Annotated in this window: 12 protein-coding genes and 1 riboswitch; of the genes, 5 read left to right on the top strand and 7 right to left on the bottom strand. The window is 61.7% G+C overall.

Translation table 11 applies throughout. From position 1 onward, the window contains the following. Positions 1 to 194 precede the first annotated feature (194 nt). Positions 195 to 278, top strand: a riboswitch (cyclic di-GMP riboswitch). A 112-nt stretch (positions 279 to 390) separates the two neighbouring features. Further along, positions 391 to 3429 carry a glycosyl hydrolase family 18 protein gene (locus tag Aeroheme_RS16345; RefSeq protein ID WP_411166211.1) on the top strand — a complete coding sequence of 1013 codons (3039 nt, stop codon included), beginning with the start codon at positions 391 to 393 and terminating at the stop codon, positions 3427 to 3429. A gap of 229 nt (positions 3430 to 3658) precedes the next feature. On the opposite strand, the gene Aeroheme_RS16340 is transcribed toward Aeroheme_RS16345, so the two are convergent. The 7 genes from Aeroheme_RS16340 to Aeroheme_RS16310 all read right to left on the bottom strand — a co-directional run bounded on the left by Aeroheme_RS16340 (position 3659) and on the right by Aeroheme_RS16310 (position 11414). Then, on the bottom strand, positions 3659 to 4894 hold the full coding sequence (locus tag Aeroheme_RS16340) for a tetratricopeptide repeat protein (RefSeq protein ID WP_290069880.1): 1236 nt from the start codon (positions 4892 to 4894) through the stop codon (positions 3659 to 3661). Between the two features lie 11 nt (positions 4895 to 4905). Then, a complete protein-coding gene (locus Aeroheme_RS16335) occupies positions 4906 to 5541 on the bottom strand; it encodes an energy transducer TonB (protein ID WP_411166210.1) in 636 nt (211 codons plus the stop codon). A 16-nt stretch (positions 5542 to 5557) separates the two neighbouring features. Beyond that, the gene (locus tag Aeroheme_RS16330) at positions 5558 to 5965 is read right to left on the bottom strand and encodes an ExbD/TolR family protein (RefSeq protein ID WP_005327075.1); all 408 of its coding nucleotides are present in this window, start codon (positions 5963 to 5965) and stop codon (positions 5558 to 5560) included. Positions 5966 to 6031: 66 nt separating this feature from the next. Continuing rightward, a complete protein-coding gene (locus Aeroheme_RS16325; protein WP_411166209.1) occupies positions 6032 to 6559 on the bottom strand; it encodes a MotA/TolQ/ExbB proton channel family protein in 528 nt (175 codons plus the stop codon). Between the two features lie 10 nt (positions 6560 to 6569). Beyond that, positions 6570 to 7943, bottom strand: a complete 1374-nt coding sequence (locus Aeroheme_RS16320) for a MotA/TolQ/ExbB proton channel family protein (protein ID WP_411166208.1) — start codon at positions 7941 to 7943, stop codon at positions 6570 to 6572. Next, positions 7940 to 8704 carry a DUF3450 domain-containing protein gene (locus tag Aeroheme_RS16315; RefSeq protein ID WP_106887697.1) on the bottom strand — a complete coding sequence of 255 codons (765 nt, stop codon included), beginning with the start codon at positions 8702 to 8704 and terminating at the stop codon, positions 7940 to 7942. The genes Aeroheme_RS16320 and Aeroheme_RS16315 overlap by 4 nt, the downstream gene beginning before the upstream one ends. Positions 8705 to 8807: 103 nt before the next feature. After that, positions 8808 to 11414: a TonB-dependent receptor plug domain-containing protein gene (locus Aeroheme_RS16310; RefSeq protein WP_411166207.1), complete on the bottom strand. Its 2607-nt coding sequence runs from the start codon at positions 11412 to 11414 to the stop codon at positions 8808 to 8810. Between the two features lie 739 nt (positions 11415 to 12153). Between Aeroheme_RS16310 and Aeroheme_RS16305 the strand changes: the two genes are divergently transcribed. The 4 genes from Aeroheme_RS16305 to Aeroheme_RS16290 all read left to right on the top strand — a co-directional run bounded on the left by Aeroheme_RS16305 (position 12154) and on the right by Aeroheme_RS16290 (position 17307). Beyond that, the gene (locus Aeroheme_RS16305) at positions 12154 to 13179 is read left to right on the top strand and encodes an ABC transporter permease subunit (protein ID WP_106887695.1); all 1026 of its coding nucleotides are present in this window, start codon (positions 12154 to 12156) and stop codon (positions 13177 to 13179) included. A 112-nt stretch (positions 13180 to 13291) separates the two neighbouring features. Next, complete coding sequence (locus Aeroheme_RS16300; protein ID WP_408849382.1) at positions 13292 to 14335, top strand: ABC transporter permease; 1044 nt, start codon at positions 13292 to 13294, stop codon at positions 14333 to 14335. Positions 14336 to 14417: 82 nt separating this feature from the next. Continuing rightward, the gene (locus tag Aeroheme_RS16295; RefSeq protein ID WP_411166206.1) at positions 14418 to 16235 is read left to right on the top strand and encodes an extracellular solute-binding protein; all 1818 of its coding nucleotides are present in this window, start codon (positions 14418 to 14420) and stop codon (positions 16233 to 16235) included. Positions 16236 to 16248: 13 nt separating this feature from the next. Further along, positions 16249 to 17307, top strand: coding sequence for an ABC transporter ATP-binding protein (locus Aeroheme_RS16290; protein ID WP_411166205.1), 1059 nt, complete (start codon positions 16249 to 16251; stop codon positions 17305 to 17307). Positions 17308 to 17309 lie beyond the last annotated feature (2 nt).

Genomic DNA, 17309 nt, shown 5'->3' with positions numbered 1-17309 from the left:
CGCACATTATGGGGAGACAAAAGAGGCTGATTCCGTTTTTTTGACGTGGCTAACAGATTGATATTAATGACTTAATAGTTAGTTTGCCGATGGAGGGGAAGTGTGAGCCGACCGGCATTCACATATTTTCCTTAGAGAATAAAGATTGAGCGGCCGCCACTTGCTTCCTATACTCGATCCGTTCCTCACGGAACCCAGGTTAAGGGCAAACCGGCAGTGATGCCGGGACGCAAAGCCTCCGATCTGCCCCACCCGGGCCAGACAGCGGGGTTACCCAGGGTGACTTGAGGGTTTGTGGCCCGTCCATGGCCTGTTGTCGCTCCCTTGTTCCCTGTTGCGATTGCGCTTTTCCCGGTATTGAAGCCAAGACAAAACAAGGATGATAACAAGATGCAACAGACCCTCAGGCCCAGCAGGCTCGCCATGCTGGTTGCCCTTGCGGCCATGCCCGCCTGGGCGCACGCCGCCTATCCCGCCTATCAGGCTGGCACCGCCTACAAGGCCGGCGATGTCGTCAGCAACGCAGGCGCCCTCTACGAATGCAAAGAATTCCCCTATTCCGGCTGGTGCGGGGCTTCCCCCTACCACTACGAACCCGGTGTCGGCGCCGTCTGGGCCGATGCCTGGAAACTTCATGGCGGTGAGGTGCCGCCGCCTGCTCTGGTCGTTGCCATCGGCTCCCCCGCCGTGGGCAGCAGCGTCAGCGAAGGTGCCAGCGTCGCCCTGGGGGTGACCCTGAGCGGCCCGATCTCGGCGCTGGCCAAGATGGAGTACCTGGTCGACGGCACCCTGGTCGCCACGGCCACGGCCTCTCCCTGGAGTACCAGCTGGTCTGCCGCCGGCGTTGGCAATCACGCCCTCAAGGCCCGGGCGCTGGATAAAGATGGCAAGGTGCTGAGTGAGGCGGATTCCAGCTTCAAGGTCGCCGCCGTGGTGGCGCCAGAGGCACCCAAGGCGAGCATCGCCAGCCCCGCCGCCGGGGCCAAGGTGACCCTGGGCCGCGCCCTCACAGTGACCGGCAATGTGACCGACGCCAATGACGACGTCGCCAAGGTCGAGCTGTTCGTCGATGGCAAGAAGGTGGGTGAAGACAGCAGCGCCCCCTGGCAGCTGAGCTGGACACCCCAGAGCAAGGGGCTGGCCGGTCTCAAGCTGGTGGCGACCGACAAGGAGAACCTCTCCGGCGAGTCGGCCCAGGTCGATGTCCAGGTGGAAGAGGCGGCGCTGCCCCCCACGGGTGGCAATCTCTCCTGCGACGTGCGCCAGATCTATCGCGCCGACGGCAGCGAGTGCATGGGGGATGACCATGGCCGCCGCGTCATCGGCTATTTCACCTCCTGGCGGACCGGCAAGAACGGGCTGCCCTCCTACCTGGTGGGCGACATCCCCTGGGACAAGATCACCCACATCAACTACGCCTTCGCGGCGGTGGACGAGCAGAGTCACCTCATCAAGGTGGATGACGCCGCCACCAAGCTGACCTGGGACGGGGTGCCGGGCGCCGAAATGGATCCCGAATTCGCCTATCAGGGTCACTTCAACCTGCTGTCTAAATACAAGAAGCAGTATCCTGACGTGAAGACCCTGATCTCCGTGGGTGGCTGGGCCGATACCCGTGGCTTCTACACCGCCACCACCAAGGGCGACTGCTCGGTCAATACCGCCGGCATCAACGCCTTTGCCAACTCGGCGGTGAGCTTCATCCGCCAGTACGGCTTCGACGGCGTGGATGTGGATTACGAGTACCCCACCTCCATGAAGGATGCGGGCAACCCCAACGACTTCCCGCTCTCCAACCAGTGCCGGGCCAAGCTGTTTGCGAACTACGAAGTGCTGATGAAGACACTGCGCAGCAAGCTCGACAGCGCCGGCACCGAGGACGGTCGCAAGTACATGCTGACCATAGCCTCGCCGGCCTCGGCCTACCTGCTGCGCGGCATGGAGAACTTCCAGGTCACCCAGTATCTGGACTACGTCAACCTGATGACCTATGACTTCCACGGCGCCTGGAACCACTTCGTCGGCCACAACGCCGCCCTGTTCGACAACAAGGCGGATCCCGAGCTGGCCCAATGGGGTGTCTACAACCAGGCCCAGTTCGGTGCCATCGGTTATCTCAACTCCGCCTGGGCGGCCCACTACTTCCGTGGTGCCCTGGCGGCAGGCAAGATCAACATAGGGGTGCCTTACTACACCCGTGGCTGGCAAGGGGTGACAGGTGGTACCCATGGCCTGGGGGGCAAGGCGGCGCTGCCGAGCCAGAGCGCCTGTCAGCCGGGCACGGGGGGCAGCACAGTTCCCTGCGGCAATGGTGCGGTCGGCATCGACAACATCTGGCATGATCTCGACAAGAACGGCAAGGAGATAGGCGGTGGCGCCGTGCCCATGTGGCACGCCAAGAACCTGGAGCACGCGGCCAGCCTCGGCATCACCACACTGCCGAGCTATGGCACGGCCTGGGGTCTGGATCCCAACAACCCGGCCCACGTGATGCAAGGCCAGTATGTGCGTTACTACGACGACAAGGCCCATGCGCCTTGGCTGTGGAACGAAGAGAAGAAGGTGTTCCTCTCCACCGAAGATGAAGAGTCCATGGGTCACAAGCTCGACTACATAGTCAATCGGGGCCTGGGTGGCGTCATGTTCTGGGAGATGGCGGGGGACTACGACTTCGACGCTGCCAAGAACGAGTATGTCATGGGCAGCACCCTCACCAGCCTGGCCTACGACAAGTTCAGCAAGGCGAGCAAGGCCAGCCTGAAGCAGAACGATCTGCCGGCCCCGGCCGCTCAGCTCGACATAGGCGTGAGCCTCTCGGGCTTCAAGGAGGGGGATTCCAACTACCCGATCAACCCGACCCTCAAGCTCACCAACAAGTCGACCCAGACCATACCAGGCGGCACCCGCATCGAGTTCCTGATGCCCACTTCCACCTCTGACACCATCACGGATCAGAGCGGCATGGGGCTCAAGGTAGTGGAGAGCGGCGGCAACCAGAACTCCGACGGCATCGCGGGCGAGAAGGACTTCCACAAGGTGGCCCTGACGTTGCCGGGTTGGAAGGCCTGGGCACCGGGCACCGAGGTGGAAGTGGCCATGACCTACTACCTGCCAGCCGCAGGGGTACCGAGCGGCATGCGCCTGATTGCCGGCAGCCAGACCATAGGCCTGAAGTCCGACTTCCCGGCCCTGGCCGAGGCGGTGCTGGGGGGCAGCAGTGGGGGTGATGGCGGCAGCGGTGGCACCAGCTGCACCAGCCAGAGCGTGGATCCGGCGGCCTATCCGGCCTATCCGAGCTGGCCGCGCGGGGATCACGCCAATGGCAACGATCGCATGACCAACGGCAAGGCAGTCTGGCAGGCCAACTGGTGGACCAGCAGCGAGCCCAAGGCGGGTGACGGCAGTTGGAAGCTGGTATGCAACTACTGATAATTGGTTGGGGGGTTAACCCCGCGTCAACGCAATGACCCAATCCGGAGCCCAGGCTCCGGATTTTTTTGCGCCTTATATAAGGAAGGAATGTCGTGACCACGCGGGGAGCTGCCCATAAAAAAGACCGCTCCGAAGAGCGGCCAATTGCCACCAGGCAAGCTGCGGGGCTGACCCCCTTGTGGATGGGCAGTCGCCATGGGCGGATGCTTGCCCATGACGTGCCGGTTTATTGAGTGACGGCGCCGCCCTGTTGCTCCTTCAGAAAGCTGATCCAGGGGGAGGCGCGGCCACTGACGTTGCCATTCTGGGCGGCCTGGGTGAAGGCGCTGAGCGCCTCCTTCGGTTTCTGCTGCTCGAAGTAGGCGACCCCGGTCAGGAACTTGAGATCCGCCCGCTGCTCGCCGCTGGCATTGGCGGCCGGTTTGGCGGCCAGGGCCACCAGATCCTTGTATCGCTTGCTCTGGATCATCATGCGCGCCATCTTCAGCTGCAGCTCGGCATTGGGGGCCAGCTGATAGGACTTGGCCAGGGTGTCGATGGCGGGATCCAGCTCCTTGGCCTGATGCCAGTAGTTGGCGAGGGTCTTGTAGTTGGCCGCGCTGCTCTCGATCTGCCCCTCCTTCATCGCCTTCTCCATCACGCGGGCGGCGCGATGGGGAATGCCGGCGAAGGCGAGGTAGTTGGCGAGCCGCTGCAACTCGGTCGCCTCGGTCAGCATGCCGAGGTTGTAGGCCGACTCGAGCGCCGCCAGCGCCTTGGCATCGTTGCCCGCCTGCATGTGCATGGCGGAGAGCTGGGTCCAGTACTTCTTCTTCTCCGGGTATCTGTCCACCAGGGCGGTCAGCACCTCGGTGGCCGGCTTGTACTGTTTCAGCTCGTAGTGGGCCGCCATCTTCAGCAGGTACCAGGACTCCGGCGCCTTGCCTGCGGAGAGCCTGATCGCCTGATCCACCGCCGGTATGGCCTCCCGGTACTGCTTGAGCTGCACATGGGCGTTGGCTAGCGTGATGTAGGCGTGGGGGGTCGGCTTCTCATCTTTTCCAAGGTTCGCGAACCACTCATTCATGGTGCTGATGGAGGCCTTGAAGTTGCCTTCCGCCATATAGAGCTGGGCCAGGTTGTAGCGCACCTGCTGGGCCACCGGCTGCGGCAGGCCGCCGGTGGCGATGGCGTCGGCGAAGTATTTGGTCGCCTGACCGTACTTCTCCTGCTGGGCGGCCACGAAGCCCAGGGTCTGCAAGATGACCCCCTTGTCGTAGACCCGATCGCCTGCGCCCGAGAGCGCATCCTGCAGCTTGGCATTGGCCTCGCCGTATTTTTTCTCGGTGATCAACGCCTGGGCCTTGTTGACCGCGCGGTAGGCGCGGTCAGAGAGGGCGGGCTGCTCGGCGGCCCAGCTGGCGGTGCTGAGCAGCACCGCCATGGCCACCGGGGCGAGGATCAGGGTATGTAACTTTTTCATCGCCACCTTCCTTAGTTGACCGCGAACTCGATCTCTTGCTGCATGCGACTGGCCTGGGGCTTGCCATCCACCATGGCCGGCTTGAAGGTCCACTTGGCTATGGTCTTGCGTGCCTCCTTGCCGAGGTCGTAGCTGCGGGGCTCTTCCTTGACGATCCGGATGTTGCTGACGGTGCCGCGCTCGGTCACGGTGAACTCCACCAGTACCTTGCCGGAGGCGAGGCCGGCCAGCGCCGCCTTGCGGGGCATCATGGGCTCGAAGGTCGCCATGGGCATGGCGCCGTTGTTGCCGCCCATGCCGCCGCCACCGCCCCCTGTGCTGTAGGCACCCAGGGCGTTGCCGCCGCCGATGTTGACCGGGAGGTCGAGCTTGGGCATGTCCATGGGCGCGCTATCCATCTTGGGCCTGTCGGTGCTCGCCACCTCCATCTCGGGTGGGGGAGGCGGGCGGTTCGGGGGCGGCGGCTTGGGCAGTTCCCGTTGTTTCTCTTGCAGTGTCTCCTGGGGCTTGAGGCGAATGAAGTCGGTCATGGTGACGTCTTCTCTCTCCGTCAGCTCCCGGTGATCCGGTGTGATCAGCTTGTTCATTCCCAGAAACAGGAAGAACACCACCACACAGGAGACAGCTATCGCTATCAGGTATCTCATGGTGCTCGCTCCGGCATCAGCTGCTCTTGCTCGCCGCGATGGAGATGTTCTGGACACCGGCCATGCGGATCTGATCCATGACCTGGACCACAAGCCCGGAACGGGACTCGGTATCGGCCTGGATCACCACGGCGCTCTCCGGGTTCTCCGCCCGCAGCCGCTCGATGTTGGCACGCACGGCACCCACCTCGACGACCCGTTTGTCGACCCAGACTTGGCCGTTCTCGCGGACCGCGACCATGATGTTCCCCTTCTTCACCGTCTCGGCCGTGCTGGCGCTCGGGCGGTTGATCTCCACGCCGGACTCCTTGACGAACGAGGTGGTGACGATGAAGAAGATCAGCATGATGAACACTATGTCCAGCATGGGGGTCAAATCGATAGCCGCCTCATCGGCACCGCTGTCGCTGTGACGTTTTCTCATGGCAAAAACTCCTTGCTTGTTCTGTGCCCCGGCGGGCAGTGCCCGGCCGGGGGAGTGCATCCTGCATCAGCCGTGTTTCAGGTTGTCTTCCAGCTTCTGCACCGCCAACTTGGCCTTGTGATCGAGCTGGTTGACAAAAAACAGGCCGGAAAGGGCGGCAATCATGCCCGCCATGGTCGGTACCGTCGCCTTGGAGATCCCCGAGGCCATGGCCCGCGGGGAACCCGTGCCCGTGATGGCCAGGGTGTCAAACACCTGCACCATGCCGACCACGGTGCCGAGCAGCCCCATCAGCGGACAGAGGGCGATCAGCACCTTGATGACCGGCATCCCCTTGTCCACCGCCATGGCGACCCGGGAGACCAGCTCGCGGCGGATCTGTTTGGCAGACCAGGAAAGGTGATCGCTGCGGGCAATCCAGGTCGCCTTGGTCTGCTTCACCTGCCGGGGGTAGACCGCCATGAAGTAGAACCAGCGCTCCAGCAGCAGGGCCCACATCATCAGGGTCAGGAAGAACAGGGCGACCAGCACGTCGCCCCCCAATCCCAGAAACCGGCGGACCGACTCGACTTCTTCAATCAACCAGAACCACATGGGTGACTCCTTAGGCTGCGGCTTTGGCGGCGTGCAGACGTTCCTGATAACGGGCGACGAAACCGGCGCTCTGCTCTTCCAGCACCTGGATGAGACGACGGCTCTGGGTCTGCACTATGGTGTAGAGGAACAGCATGGGCACCGCGACCACCAGACCCTGCATGGTGGTGACCAGGGCCTCGGAGATGCCGCCCGCCATCAGCTTGGGATCCCCGGTGCCGAACAATGTGATGGCCTGGAAGGTGGCTATCATCCCCACTACGGTACCCAGCAGGCCCAGCAGCGGTGCGACCGAGGCGATCAGCTTGATGATGCTGATGCCCTTCTCGAACTTGGGCACGTTGCGCAGGATGATCTCGTCGAGCTTGGATTCCAGATCCTCTATGTTGTCACCGCGGTGGGACTGATAGGCCCCCAGCATCTCGCCTATGGGATTGCCCTTGACGATCTGATCGGATTTCAGCTGCTTGCGCATGGCGCTGCCTATCATCGACAGGCGCAGGCCGCAGAAGATGGCCAGCAAGGTACCGAGCACGCCGAGCACCATGATGACGTAACCCACTTCACCCCCCTGATCGACGCGCTCCTTGAAGGTCGGCGACTGCACCAACAGGGAGAGGATCACCCCGCGGGACGGGTCGATGAAGATGGGCTCGACGGCGCCGTTGCCCTGCTCAAACTGGGCGATGGGCTCCAGCACGGCGTTGTCCGGCTGGCGGGAGAGCTGCTCGAACTTGCCGGTCTCAGGCACGAAGGTGAGGTACTTGCCCTCGGAGACGGTGTTGAACTCGCCTATCTGGGTCACCGTCTTCTCGGCCTGGTTGCCTTCCCCGTACACCACGGTCGCCGGGATCTGGCTCACCTTGCCACCGTCCACCATGCGGCCGAGGGTGGTGGTCCAGAAGGCGGTCAGATCGTCGCTGGAGGGGAGCTCCTTGCTCTCCGCCAGGCGGGTCAGCAGGGCCGTCTGCTCGGGGTGCTCGACCCGGCGGGCGGAGGCGTTGAAGATCCCCTTGAACTCGCCGGCGAACTGGCGCAGTACCCCGAACATCTCGCCCATGTTGCCGGAACGCTGGCGCAGGGTTTCGGTCAGTTCGGTGAGCTGCTTGTCGTTGGCATCGAAGGTGGCCTTGAGCTGCTCGCCCTTGGCGGTTTCGGCGGCGAGCTCGGCCTTGGCCTTGGCGAGCAGGGCCCCTTGCTCGTTCTTGTCAGCCAGGAAGCGGGCCTCCCGCTCCTTGTTGAGCTGGGATTCGCTGGTGCTGGCGGCCTTGACCTGATTGAGCAGGGCATTGAGATCCACCGGCTTCTCGGCGGCGGTCACCGGCAGGGTGATCAGGGTGGCTCCCGCTATCAGGGAGGCAATGGCGACTTTGATTCCTTTCATGATGCTTTCTCCGCAGTTTGAACCGGCAGCTTGATGAGGGCGGGAGGCGCCTGCTTCTTGGCGATGCGAAGGCCCTGTTCAACCGCGCTGCGATACTCCTGGGGCAACTCTTCCCACTGGCGGGTCTGCTTGTTCCACATGCCGGTCTCGTTGCCGTCCGGGGACTGGTAGAGCAGGGCGATGCGGCCGACCCGCAGGAACTCGTAGGTCTTCTCGCCGCCGTCCTTGTCCAGGCTGGCCTTGTAGGACTCTATGGTGCGGCTGAAGCCCTCCTCGATCTGGTAGGCCTCGAGGATCTTGCGGTACTTCTCGGAGATGGTGACGTCGGCGCGATTCATCAGGTCGGTCAGGGCCGCCACGCGGTCCTCCCGCTCGACCTTCTGGAACGGCAAGTCCAGGGCGACGAACTGATCGAGGGAGTCGATCATCTTGAGCATCAGGGGCACCACCTCGGTGCTGGTCTGATCGATCTGGGCTATCTGGCGCTGCATCGAGGCCAGCTCGGCACTCTGGGAGTCGACCATCTTGCCCACTTGCTCGTTGTAGGTGCGCAGGCTGTCGACCTGACGCAGGGCGGCCTTGTACTGGGCCAGGGCGGATTCGGCAGACTCGGCGTAGCTGTCGATCTTCTGCTGGGACACTTTGGAGGCATTGTCGGTGGCGGCTTGAGCGTCCACTGCCTGACCGGCAGAGGCGGCACTCAGATTGAAGCTGGTCAGCAGGGCAGCCGAAACCAGGCTGCCGAGGAGCGCTTTCTTCATTGTAATAGTCCTTGTTTTCATAGGATTACCCTATCTCCGTGACTTCCTTGGAACCTTGGGCAGAGCCGGCCCGAGGGGGCCGGCTCGTCACTTTCCTGGTGGATCAGAACTTCTGGGCGTAGTCGAGGTAGTAGATGCGACCGTCGATGCTGTAGAGCTCCTCGTCATAGGTGAAGCCATCGCTCTCGAGGGACGGACCCGCGTTGAACATGTTCTTCACCCCGACCTGGATCTTGCCGTTCCAGGGGGCATCCACGCCGACGTTCAGGTTCCAGGTGGTCTGGGACGCGATGTGGCCCACTTCCTCACCTGTGTCGGCGATGTAGTCCTGGCTCTGGGAGTCGATGTAGTTCGCGCTCAGGTAGGTATCCATGTTCCACCACTGGGGCACGTTGACACCCACGCCGGTGCTGAAGCGCATCTGCGGCAGACCGTTCTGGCCGATCTTGTCGATGACGGGGCCACCGGCGTACAGGCCTTCCTTGTACTCAAGGATGTAGGTGCCGCCGAGGTCATAGCGGATGGTGGCGGAGGTCAGGTCGTAGCGGTAATCCAGCTTGAGATCCAGACCGCTGGTGTTCAGGGTCCCCAGGTTGACCATGGGGGCGATGGCACCGCTGATCTTGCCCTGGCTGTTGCGGGTGATGTTGCTGGAGCCCCCGTTGTTCAGCTCGTCATAGATGACGGACTGCAGGGAGTTCAGCTGGATCACGTCCTCGATCTTGATGGTGTAGTAGTCCAGGGAGAGGTTAAGGTCATCCAGCGGGCTGTAGGCCACCCCGAAGTTCCAGGTGTCCGCCGTCTCTTCCTTCAGCTCCTCGTTGGAGGTACGGGTGGTGTCGTACTGGCGGTTCGGGCAGTCCGCCGCCGAGATGCCGTTGGCCTCGCAGTAGACATAGTCCTTGGCCCAGTCGGCCGAGTAGGAATCAGCCGCGTAGAGATCGCTCAGGCTGGGGGCTCGGAAGGAGCGGGACCAGGAGGTGCGCAGCATCAGGTTGTCCAGCGGCTGGTAACGCAGGCTCGCCTTGGGGGAGAAGGCGCTGCCGAAGTCGCTGTAGTCATCGAAGCGACCGGCCAGGTTCAGCTCAATCTGATCCGTGATGGGCACCAGGGACTCGATGTAGGCGGCGGTGACGTCGCGCACCCCGCCGGAGGAGTTGCCGGAGGAGCCTATGATGTTGCCGGCCTCGGACTGGGCATCGTACTTGTCGGCATAGACCCAGTCGTTGTACTCGGCGCCCGCATACCAGCTGACCGGACCGGCCGGCAGCTCACCCATGTCCCACTGGACACCGGCGTACCACTGGTAGAAGTCCATGGTGGAGCGGCGGCTGGTGTCGGCGGCCATGGCGGCAGTGCTCTTGGGATCGAACTCGCCCCCGACAAACTTGCCGTCGGCGATGGCCTGCTGGGCGGCGGATTGCAGCACGTAACCGGTGCCGTTCTCCTTGTTGTCGGTCTTGGAGTACATGTAACCGGCGTTCCACTGCATGTCGCCCACGGATTCTGTGGTGACAGTGCCCTCGAAGCCGAGGTTGAGGCTGCCGGTCATGTCGGTGACATAGTTGTCACGGGGGCCGACGTTGCTGAAGCGGTAGTAGGCGTAGGCGGCCTCACCCAGACCCTGGGTGGCGGCGGCGTCCAGCCCGTTATCGGCGAAGAACTGGGCGTTGTTCGGGTTGGACGGGTCTATGGCGAAGGCGCCGGCGGCGGGGGCGAAGCGGCCGAAGCTCTCGACCCGGGAGCCGATGATCTGCGGCACGAAGTCGACATTGTCGTTGATGTGGTAGCGACCGTTCACATAGAGGGTGTCACGGCTGCGGGAGGCCGTGGTGGCCGCGACCTGACCGTAGTTGAAGTTGCAGCCGCCCTCGAAGCCGATGAAGGGCTCCTTGCAGCTGCCGTCGGCATTGGTGGCACCGGCCAGGGGGCCGTATTTCCAGATGGGATCCCCGTTGGCATCGAGGCCGGTAATTCCCTCCACGTTGCGGCCGTAGGCGCTGGGGGCGTCGTTGCCCTGCTTGGCGAGATAGTCACGATCCCGGGCATAGACGACGTCTTTCTTGTCGTGCTCGTAGACCGCCATCAGCGAGCCCTTCTCGCCGTTGACGCCCGCCACGACGGAGCCGCTGGCTTCATCGCCGCCCGGCTCGGTCGGTGAGCCGAGGCGTCCCTGGAAGGTCAGGCCCTCATAGCCCTCTTTCAGCACCACGTTGATGACACCGCCGATGGCGTCGGAACCATAGATGGCCGAACCGCCATCCAGGTTGACTTCGACCCGCTCAACGGCGGCCATGGGGATGGTGTTGAGGTTGATGGAGGTGCCACCCATGGTGGGGGAGCCTGCCACCCGCTTGCCGTTCAGCAAGACCAGGGTGCGCTCCGAGCCCAGGCCGCGCAGGCCGACGGTGGATTGGGACTGGAAGGAGCTGCCGGAGGCCGGGGAGACGCCACCGAAGGAGTTGTAGGAGGCCTGTTTGAGGTAATCGGCGACGGTCTGCTGACCCGATGCTTCGATCTTGGCCTTGGTCACCGAGACGACAGGGGTGGACCCTTCCACATCGACCCGGGAGATCCGCGAGCCGGTGACCTTGATTTTTTGCAGTTTTTCGACGTTCTGGCCCTCTTCGGCCAGGGCAGGGGTGACCACAACTGCCGCGCTCGCCAAGGCAAACGCTACGGCAGCAGAGAGTCTGCTTTTCCTAAGCATCGTTAGTATCCTTCCTGATTGTTTTTTTGTTTGCTTCCCTTACCGCCCTCGTTGGAGCGGTGCGTAAGGCTTATCAAGCTTTGATGATTGACGTCAAATGGAGTGGCCAGGATGGTGACTGGAAGGGGAATTAGAAGACTGTGCAGGATTTAGGCGATTTTTTTGGCGTTTTATTCCGTAAAGAATGCGGATGCTCATGTAAATATGTTGTTAAATTTGTATTTCCCCATTTTATTGATTAGTTTTGAACTTATCGATAAACCGCCTGTCGCCATGACCTCGGTATCGTGGAATGACATTTTTGCAGTATTTAAATCTATCTTCGGTGCTAGGGGGATTTCAGTTCAGGTTCAGGCCGGAGGATATTTCCCTCTTCTTTAATAGGTAAAATGAGATGAGAGGGCGTTTGATTTTATCTGTATGTTTTTATTTGTATTTTTTGAATTTCAAACGGTCGTGTAATTAATTTTTTAATAATTAAAAACAAGTTAAATGAGAAGGCGTAGCAGTTTTTTATATTGAAGTTGGATTTTTTGGAAAAAAACATCGGTGAGTTATGCTGCGGACCTCACTGACGATCGATGGGCTTAGTTCTACTTGATTTTTGTTGCAGAGCTTTTACAGTGGCCGAGCGGGATTGTCTGCCAATACCAGTCAATTCAGTGAGTAATGCCAGGAAGCATAGGCCGGTCACCGGATGTGACTGACCATAAAAGAACAACAAGGACGAGGTTCCACCATGCTGTCGTATTTCTTACGTCGGATGCTTCTGATCATCCCGACGTTTCTCGGTATCACCCTGCTCGTCTTCACCATCACCCGCTTCGTGCCGGGCGGCCCGGTCGAGCGCATGTTGCTGCAGGCACAGGTCTCGCAGAACGAGACAGGTCGCTCCAGCGGCAGCAAGGGGGCGCAGGCGCTCTCCGATGAGCAGATCGAGGAGCTCAAGGCCTTTTACGGTCTCGACAAGCCCATGCTGATCGCCTACTGGGAGTGGCTGCAGAAGCTGGCGGTGCTGGATCTCGGGGAGTCGACCCGCTACTACGAGCCGGTGTGGGATCTCATCAAGGAGCGACTGCCGGTGACGGCCTTCTTCGGGCTGGCGACCTTCCTGCTGAGTTACGCCGTCTCCATCCCGCTCGGGGTGGCCAAGGCCCTCAGGCACAACAGCCGCTTCGATTCCCTGAGCTCCATGCTCATCTACATGGCCTATGCGCTACCCGCCTATGTGGTGGGGATTTTCCTCATCACCGTCTTCGCCTTCCACCTGGAGTGGCTGCCCATGGGGGGCTTCCCGGGGGACGATTTCGATTCCATGGAGAGCAGCTGGGATCAGATCCGTACCCTCTTCGCCCACGCCCTGCTGCCGCTCATCGCCTATGCCATCGGGGATTTTGCCATCCTCACCATGACCATGAAGAACAGCCTGATGGAGAACCTGTCGGCGGATTACGTGCGCACCGCCGTGGCCAAGGGGCTGCCGTTTCGCAAGGCGGTCACCGACCACGCCATGCGCAACAGCCTTATCCCCATCGCCAGTCACCTGGGGTCCGTGCTCACCGTCTTCTTCGGCGGCTCCTTCCTCATCGAGACCATCTTCAACATCGACGGCATAGGTCTGCTCGGCTACGAGGCAATCGTCGAGCGGGATTACCCCACCGTCATGGGCATACTGGCCATCACCTCCATGCTGATGCTGGTGGGCAATATCGTCTCCGATATCTGTGTTGCCCTCGTTGACCCCCGCGTACGGTTTGGAGACTGAGCATGAGTCATCTTTCGCCAGTCACGGCCAGTTTAACTGTGCGCCCTATCGCCACCGATATCTGTGTTGCCATCCCATTGGTTGACCCTCGCGTGCGGTTTGGAGAATAACCATGAACCTGAACCCGGTAACGCTGAAAAAACTCAAGCGCTTCAAGTCGATCAAGCGCGGTTACTACTCCTTTGTCATCTTCTCGGTCCTGGTGGTCATCTCCCTGCTGGCGGAGCTGCTGGTCAACAGCCGGGCGCTGGCGGTGAGCTATCAGGGAGAGCTCTACTTTCCCACCTATGGCGACGTGATCCCGGGCCAGCAGTTCGGGCTCGATTACGAGTACGAGACCAACTACCGCCAGTTGCAAGCCCGCTTCGCAGAAGCGGGAAAAGGGGACTGGGTGCTGCTGCCTCTGGTGCCCTGGAACCCCTATGAGCAGGACTTCAAGGAGGAGGCCTACCCGCCCTATGCTCCCAGCCTCACGGAGCGCCACTTCCTCGGCACCGACACCAGCGGTCGCGACGTGCTGGCGCGCCTGGTCTACGGCTTTCGTATCGCCATCGGCTTTGCCTTCATCACCCTGGTGGCGAGCTATGTCATCGGGGTCAGCATCGGCTGCATGATGGGCTTCCTCGGCGGGCGCTTTGACCTTGTGTTGCAGCGCTTTATCGAGATCTGGTCCCAGGTGCCCTTCCTCTACGTCATCATGATACTGGTGTCGCTGGCCAAGCCGAACTTCGGCCTCTTCGTGGGGATCAACGTGCTGTTCGGTTGGATGGGGATCACCTGGTACATGCGCACCCTCACCTACAAGGAGCGGGCGCGGGACTATGTGATGGCGGCGCGGGCCCAAGGGGCGAGCACCAAACGGATCATCTTCAACCACATACTGCCCAACACCCTGATGATGATAGTCACCCTGGCCCCCTTCGCCGTGGTGGGGAACATCTCCACCCTGACGGCGCTGGACTACCTGGGTTTCGGCCTGGCCCCGCCGACCCCGAGCTGGGGGGAGCTGCTCTCGCAGGGGATCAACAACCTGGATGCGATCTGGATCGTCAGCTCTGTGGTGGCGGCGGTGAGCCTGGTGCTGATCATGGTCTCCTTCATCGGCGAGGCGATCCGCGAGGCGTTCGATCCACGCAAGTTTACCCGTTATCAGTGACCCGGGGCGCGCCTCAGGGCCCTGGGTATCCAACCCTTAATTGAGACGCCCCCGGTGCAGGGGCATGACATGGAAGTCAAACATGAAAAATAAAATCAAATGGATAGGTGCTCTCTTCGTGCTGGTGAACGGATCCTGGGTGTGGGCCGCCAGCCTGCCCGCGGATCTCAAGTGGGAGACCAACGACACAGACCCTGTGTTTGCCTCCCCCAAGGCGCAGCCCGGCGGCACCCTCAACCTCTTCATCGACAGCTTTCCGCTGACGTTTCGCACCGTGGGGCCCGATTCCAACGGCTCGTTCCGCTCCTTCATCCTGGACAACCAGCTGAGGCTCATCAGTTTCCACCCCAATACAGGCAATCCCATTCCCTCGCTGGCGAGCGCCTGGGCCATAGCATCGGACAGCCAGACCGTCTATTTCAAGCTGGATCCCCGCGCCAAATGGTCTGACGGCAAGCCCGTCACCGCCGACGACTACACCTTCGGCTACGAGATGATGCGCTCCAAGGACATCAAGGGGCCCTGGTTCAACAACTACTACACCACGGAGGTGGTGGCGGTGGAGAAGATTGACGATCACACCATCCTGGTCAAGGCGGGCAGCCGCAAGGCCAGGCTGGATCTCCTCAACACCACGGAGCTGTGGCCCCAGCCGAAGCACTACTACAAGATGGGCCCGAACTGGGTGAAGCAGTACAACTGGGCTGTGGTGCCGACCACGGGCCCCTATGTGATGAGCGAGGTGAAGAAGGGCAAGTCCATCACCTTCAGCAAGCAGAAGGATTGGTGGGCCCAGCAGGATCGCTACAACCAGCACAGATTCAACATCGACCGCATCAAGGTGCAGGTGATCCGGGATCACAACATCGCCTTCCGCCACTTCCTCAAGGGAGAGATAGATACCTTCGAGATGATACTGCCCAACTGGTGGCATGAAAAAGCCGTGACCCCGGAATACAAGAAGGGCTATGTGCAGAAGGTGATGGCGATGACAGACACCAAGCAGGGGGGGCAGGGGGTGCACCTCAATGTGGCCAACCCCAAGCTGGCGGATGTGAATGTGCGCCTGGGCATCCAGCACGCCATGAACCTGGACAAGATGATAGCGACAGTGCTGCACGGCGACTATGACAGGGCCACCACCTTCGGCTCGGGCTTTGGCGAATTCACCGACATCGCGCTGCCGGAGCGGGCCTATGACATCACCAAGGCGCGGAAGTACTTCGCAAAGGGCGGCTACAACAAGCCGGGGCCGGACGGCATCTTGCAAAATGACAAGGGGGAGCGGCTGACCCTGGCCCTCACCTACACCAGCCAGGAGCACTCCAAGCGGCTGACCGTGCTGAAAGAAGAGGCCAAGAAGGCGGGCCTGGATCTGGAGCTCAACCTGGTGGATGGGGCCACCGGCTTCAAGGTGATGCTGGAGAAGAAGCACGAGGCGGCCTGGCTCGGCTGGGGGGGCGGCGGTCTCTATCCGCAATATTGGGAGTCGTTCCACTCGGCCAACGCCAACAAGCCCCAGACCAACAACCTGTTCAACGTGGCCGACAAGGCGCTGGACGCCCTGATCGATGCCTACAACGTCGAGTTCGACATGACCAAGCGGGCCGAGATCTCCCGCCAGATCCAGCAGCGCATCTATGACCTCGCCATCTTCGTGCCCGGGGTGCAGCTCAACTACGTGCGGGCCAGCAGCTGGCGCCACGTGATGCTGCCGGAGGTGCCCGCCACCCGTAACACCCCGGATCTGCTCTACTGGCCCATGGATGGCTACCCCCACAGCAGTGGCGGCCTGCTCTGGCTCGATCCCAAGGTGCAGGAAGAGACCCGGAAGGCCAAGGAAGCGGGTGAGTCGCTCGCTCCCGTCACCCTGATCGACAAGACCTATGCGCATCATTGAGAAGGGGGAGGCGATGGCAGAGACACAGTCCCCCATCCTCGACGTCCGAGACAATGGGGGGAAGTTCACCGCTGATAACGGTCAGGGCAGGGGCCCCATCCTGGAGGTGCGGGATCTCGAGGTGGAGTTCAGCGTCGACGACGGCAAGATAAAGGTGCTCGACGGGGTCAGCTTCAAGGTCGCCCCTGGCCAGACCCTAGGGATCGTCGGTGAGTCAGGTTGCGGCAAGAGTGTCACCTCGCTGGCCATCATGGGGTTGCTGCCCAGGCCCCACGGTCAGGTGGTGGCGGGCTCCATCCGCTTTCAGGGGGAGGAGCTGCTGTCGCTGCAGCCGGATCAGATGTACAAGGTGCGCGGCAACCGCATCTCCATGATCTTCCAGGAGCCAATGACGGCGCTCAATCCGGTGCAAACGGTCGGGACTCAGCTGATGGAGGTGTTCAGCCTGCACAGGCCCGATTTCAGCAAGGCCGAGCGCCGGGAGGCCGCCATTGCCATGCTGCAGAAGGTGGGGATCCCGGAGCCGGCCCAGCGCTTCGCCGTCTATCCCCACAACCTCTCCGGCGGCATGCGCCAGAGGGTGATGATCGCCATGGCGCTTGCCTGCGAGCCGGATTTGCTCATCTGCGACGAGCCGACCACTGCGCTGGATGTGACCATTCAGGCCCAGATACTGGATCTGATGAAGGCGCTGCAGGCCCAGACCGGCATGGCCATCATCTTCATCACCCACGATCTCGGGGTGGTGGCGGAGCTGTGCGACGAGGTGGTGGTGATGTATGCGGGCCGAGCTGTGGAGCGGGCCGACATCTTCGAGCTGTTTGACCACCCGCGCCATCCCTATACTCATGGTCTGATGGCCTCGATCCCGCGCCTCGAAGACGTGCCCAAGAGCCTGCTCAAGACCATCAAGGGCCAGGTGCCCGCCCTGCACGAGATGCCGGCGGGCTGCCGCTTCTCCAACCGTTGTCCCCACGCCACCGAGATCTGCGTGGGCACCATACCGGTGACAGAGCAGCTGAGCGAGCGCCACGCTGTGGCCTGCCACCACTGGAAGGAGTTGAGCATATGAGC

The sequence above is a fragment of the Aeromonas sp. DSM 116730 genome, from assembly GCF_046581335.1.
In the GTDB taxonomy this organism is placed as follows: domain Bacteria; phylum Pseudomonadota; class Gammaproteobacteria; order Enterobacterales; family Aeromonadaceae; genus Aeromonas; species Aeromonas rivipollensis.
The sequence above is the reverse complement of the archived record's forward strand: the minus strand, read 5'-3'. Positions and strand labels throughout refer to the sequence as shown.

Excerpts from the sequence above, each read along its gene's own strand:
- Aeroheme_RS16330 (WP_005327075.1), bottom strand. The coding sequence starts at position 5,965 with ATGAGAAAACGTCACAGCGACAGCGGTGCCGATGAGGCGGCTATCGAT.
- Aeroheme_RS16320 (WP_411166208.1), bottom strand. The coding sequence starts at position 7,943 with ATGAAAGGAATCAAAGTCGCCATTGCCTCCCTGATAGCGGGAGCCACC.
- Aeroheme_RS16340 (WP_290069880.1), bottom strand. The coding sequence starts at position 4,894 with ATGAAAAAGTTACATACCCTGATCCTCGCCCCGGTGGCCATGGCGGTG.
- Aeroheme_RS16310 (WP_411166207.1), bottom strand. The coding sequence starts at position 11,414 with ATGCTTAGGAAAAGCAGACTCTCTGCTGCCGTAGCGTTTGCCTTGGCG.
- Aeroheme_RS16300 (WP_408849382.1), top strand. The coding sequence starts at position 13,292 with ATGAACCTGAACCCGGTAACGCTGAAAAAACTCAAGCGCTTCAAGTCG.
- Aeroheme_RS16295 (WP_411166206.1), top strand. The coding sequence starts at position 14,418 with ATGAAAAATAAAATCAAATGGATAGGTGCTCTCTTCGTGCTGGTGAAC.
- Aeroheme_RS16290 (WP_411166205.1), top strand. The coding sequence starts at position 16,249 with ATGGCAGAGACACAGTCCCCCATCCTCGACGTCCGAGACAATGGGGGG.
- Aeroheme_RS16345 (WP_411166211.1), top strand. The coding sequence starts at position 391 with ATGCAACAGACCCTCAGGCCCAGCAGGCTCGCCATGCTGGTTGCCCTT.
- Aeroheme_RS16335 (WP_411166210.1), bottom strand. The coding sequence starts at position 5,541 with ATGAGATACCTGATAGCGATAGCTGTCTCCTGTGTGGTGGTGTTCTTC.
- Aeroheme_RS16315 (WP_106887697.1), bottom strand. The coding sequence starts at position 8,704 with ATGAAGAAAGCGCTCCTCGGCAGCCTGGTTTCGGCTGCCCTGCTGACC.
- Aeroheme_RS16305 (WP_106887695.1), top strand. The coding sequence starts at position 12,154 with ATGCTGTCGTATTTCTTACGTCGGATGCTTCTGATCATCCCGACGTTT.
- Aeroheme_RS16325 (WP_411166209.1), bottom strand. The coding sequence starts at position 6,559 with ATGTGGTTCTGGTTGATTGAAGAAGTCGAGTCGGTCCGCCGGTTTCTG.